This window comes from Armatimonas sp., from assembly GCF_043760365.1.
Lineage (GTDB): Bacteria > Armatimonadota > Armatimonadia > Armatimonadales > Armatimonadaceae > Armatimonas.
In genome coordinates, this window is the sequence record NZ_JAYUPA010000831.1 from 1 (window position 1) to 3,178 (window position 3,178).

Sequence of the window (3,178 nt, forward strand, 5' to 3'; positions counted from 1 at the left end):
ATTGAGCCCATCCGCCTGCCCAGCGGTACTACCTTGGTGATCGTCCCCGATTCCAGTGCGCCTGCCACCGCCATTGTTGCTAGTGTGCGAATCGGTGGGGTGGAGCAGCGGCGCCAGGCAGGTATCGCCGCCCTCTTGGCACGTATGCTGGGGGGCGACTCACAGGGGCGCACTCCGGAGCTACTCCAGCGCGATGTGGACGGGTTTGGAGTGCTCGGAACCCAATACGATGGCAATCAGCTCGCCCTCTGGAGTGTCTGCCCTCCGACGGAGGCGGCGCTGGTGCAGTCGGCACAGGCCTTGCTACTCAACACTCTGGCACAGCCGCGCTTTACCGAGGGAGCACTTGAGCAGGCGCGCACGGATCAGCTTCGCGCGGTGACACTCTGGAACGAAGATCTTGTGCCTCGGCTCCTGCGGACGCTTCAGGCACGGGCACTGGGAACGGAGCTGGCCGTGCAAGGAGATAGCGAGAGTCTCCGCCGTGTGAGCGTCGCCGATGTCCAGGCGTTCTACGGGCGCTACTGTACACCAGAGCGCACTACGATTGCGGTGGTGGGCAAGTTCGAGGCCGATGTGGCGCGGCGCTGGGTAGAGACTAGCCTGAACATTGGTGACTGGAGCCAGCGCTCTGTGGGCACGAAAGAGCTGCTCCCGACCACGGAGCCAATCCCGCTAGGCCTGCGTGATCGTTTTGTCCCGTCGCTAAGAGGGGTCTCCGCACTGGCGGTCGGCTATCTTTTCCCTGGTCTAAGCCAGCCGGCCGCGCGCACAGACTGGGCAGCACTGCTCGTTCTGGATGCGGTTCTGGGGCTGGGGAAGGCGTGCCGCCTCTTCCGCTTACGCGATGACCAGTCGCTGGCCTATGAGGTGCGCTCGCAGCTTCTCCCTGCGCGCGATGCCACTCTTTGGAGTGCCTACCTGCTGGGAAACCAGGATCCCGCTTTAATGAAGCAAGCACTCCTCACGACCCTCGCTGAGGCGGCCCAAAAGCCAATCCCGGAGATCGAGATTGCCCGCGCGAAGGCACTGCTCTTGGCACAGCGAAACCAGCAGCGACAGCTTGTCCTCACACGCGCCCGCACTATCGTCTGGGCGGAAAGCAGTGGGCTGGGAGCTGCCTTTGAGCTGGAGTTTACTCGGCGTATTGAGGCGGTGAAGCGCAGTGAGGTGGAGCGTGTGGCGCGAACTCTACTGAGTGGCAACCCGGTGATCGTCCGAACACGCACCGAAGGCTGAATGTGCTTTTGGCACGGTACAATAGTGTCATGCCCCATCCGATGCACGATGATATTCAAGAGGTGCTCTACAGTGAGGCGCAGATCCAGCAGCGAGTTCGCGAGCTGGGAGCGCGGCTCACCCAGGACTATGCAGGCCGCGACCTGCACTTGGTAACCATTCTCAAGGGATCACTGCCGTTTCTTGCCGACCTAATGCGTGCCATTGACTTGCCGCTCACCATGGACCTGATGGGAGTCTCGTCTTATAGCGGGATTGCCTCCACCGGTGAAGTGCGGCTCACGATGGATCTCGATGACTCCATCGAGGGGCGCCATGTTGTTATTGTCGAGGATATTATTGACACCGGGCACACCCTGAGCTATGTGCTACGCAACCTGCGACAGCGCGCTCCGGCGTCGGTGAAGATCATCACGTTTCTTGACAAACCCGCTAAACGTGGTGCGTCTGTGGAGGCGGATTATGTGGGCTTCACCATTCCGGATGCCTTTGTGATTGGCTACGGGCTCGACTGGAACCAGCGCTACCGCAACCTGCCCTACATCGGGGTGCTCAAGCGCGATGTCTATGCGGGGCCGCTCTAATTTATAAAGACGCAACCGAAACTCTATTTGGACTGTCCTAAAACGTATGAACGACGAATCTACCCCCACTCCTGAGGAGACGACAACTGTGGAAGCTGAAGCACAGGCGGAAGCCGCTTCTGAGACGCTAAAGACGATGCCCCCGCTGACGGCGGAGCGCGTCACTGATATCACGCTAGGCTTAGGTAAAGCGGCGGTAGATGCCCTTGATAAGGCGGCACGTCAGCTCGATGACTCGGTGCGTCAGATACGCCAGGATGCGCCCGGGTTTTTTACCGAAATGGAAGAGAAGGGCCGTCCCGTTCGTGAGAAGCTCACCGAGAGCCTCAAGGGCTTTAGTATCACCGATGCCTTTAATAAGGCAAAGCATTCCGGCGATACTTCTCCCAGCGCCAGCGACCCCAATGCTTTCGATGATATCGAGGCTCTGGAGAACCGGGTGCGTGAGCTGGAGCAGCAAGTCAGCACCGACGACCCCGTGCCCGAGGCAGCAGTGCCCCTGGAAAAGCCGTCGCCTTTCTCCATGCTGGAGCTGGACGACGAGCCCCCTGTACAGGCGGAAGCGGAAGAGCCAGCCGTGGCCGCTCCGAAGAAGCCCGCCGTGCGGCGGACAAAGAAAAAGCCCGAGGGAGAGACTCCTGCTGCCTAAGCTCTATCTGGCGTCAGCGTCCCCGCGCCGACGTCAGCTTTTAGAGCTGCTGGGGGTCGAGTTTACGGTTCTCGTCAGCCAGTTCGAGGAGAGCTCCTTGGAGCATCTCACCGACGGACGAGTCTATGTGCAGCAGGCGGCACTCTGCAAGGCGCAGGAAGTCGCACAGCGACAGGCGGGCTGGATTCTTGGGGTGGACACCGATGTGGTTGCGCCCGAGGGGACTATTCTGGGAAAACCAGCCGATAGCAATGAGGCGACTCAGATGCTCCGCGCTCTCTCGGGAAAGACACACAGTGTCTTCTCCGGTGTCGCTCTGCTGACGGTTGCGGCACCGGGCGAGATTATCGCGCAGGAGCTTCTTGTGGTGGAGACGCGCGTGACGATGGCAACACTGCCCGAGGAGGCGATTGCTGCCTATGTGGCAACCGGTGAGCCGCTAGACAAGGCGGGTGGCTATGGTATTCAGGGAGGAGCCATGCCATTTGTAACACATATTGATGGCGATCCCTCCAACGTGATCGGTCTGCCTCTCTGGAGCGTGGCGGAGCTATTTTCTCGGGCGAAAATCCCACTCTGGCGAAACCCTGGCTCGATTCCTATGTCCTAGTAGATGGCAAACCTATGAGTCGGTACTTAGAACTTTCTGTAGATGGAACCGTGGAGCGCGTAGGGGAGCGTGCGCTGCGCGCTTTTCGCCGTATTG

General features: G+C 60.2%; 4 protein-coding genes. All 4 read left to right on the top strand.

The features are described 5' to 3' along the window. On the top strand, positions 1-1,239 hold a 1,239-nt coding region (locus tag ACH2EH_RS20455), incomplete at its 5' end, for a M16 family metallopeptidase (protein ID WP_395144610.1). Positions 1,240-1,268: 29 nt separating this feature from the next. Further along, a complete protein-coding gene (gene hpt, locus ACH2EH_RS20460; RefSeq protein ID WP_395144612.1) occupies positions 1,269-1,823 on the top strand; it encodes a hypoxanthine phosphoribosyltransferase in 555 nt (184 codons plus the stop codon). A 46-nt stretch (positions 1,824-1,869) separates the two neighbouring features. Beyond that, a complete protein-coding gene (locus ACH2EH_RS20465) occupies positions 1,870-2,472 on the top strand; it encodes a hypothetical protein (RefSeq protein ID WP_395144614.1) in 603 nt (200 codons plus the stop codon). Between the two features lie 7 nt (positions 2,473-2,479). Then, complete coding sequence (locus ACH2EH_RS20470; protein ID WP_395144616.1) at positions 2,480-3,082, top strand: Maf family protein; 603 nt, start codon at positions 2,480-2,482, stop codon at positions 3,080-3,082. Positions 3,083-3,178: the final 96 nt, after the last annotated feature.

Coding starts and splice junctions, on each gene's coding strand:
- hpt (WP_395144612.1), top strand. CDS start 1,269: ATGCCCCATCCGATGCACGATGATATTCAAGAGGTGCTCTACAGTGAG.
- ACH2EH_RS20465 (WP_395144614.1), top strand. CDS start 1,870: ATGAACGACGAATCTACCCCCACTCCTGAGGAGACGACAACTGTGGAA.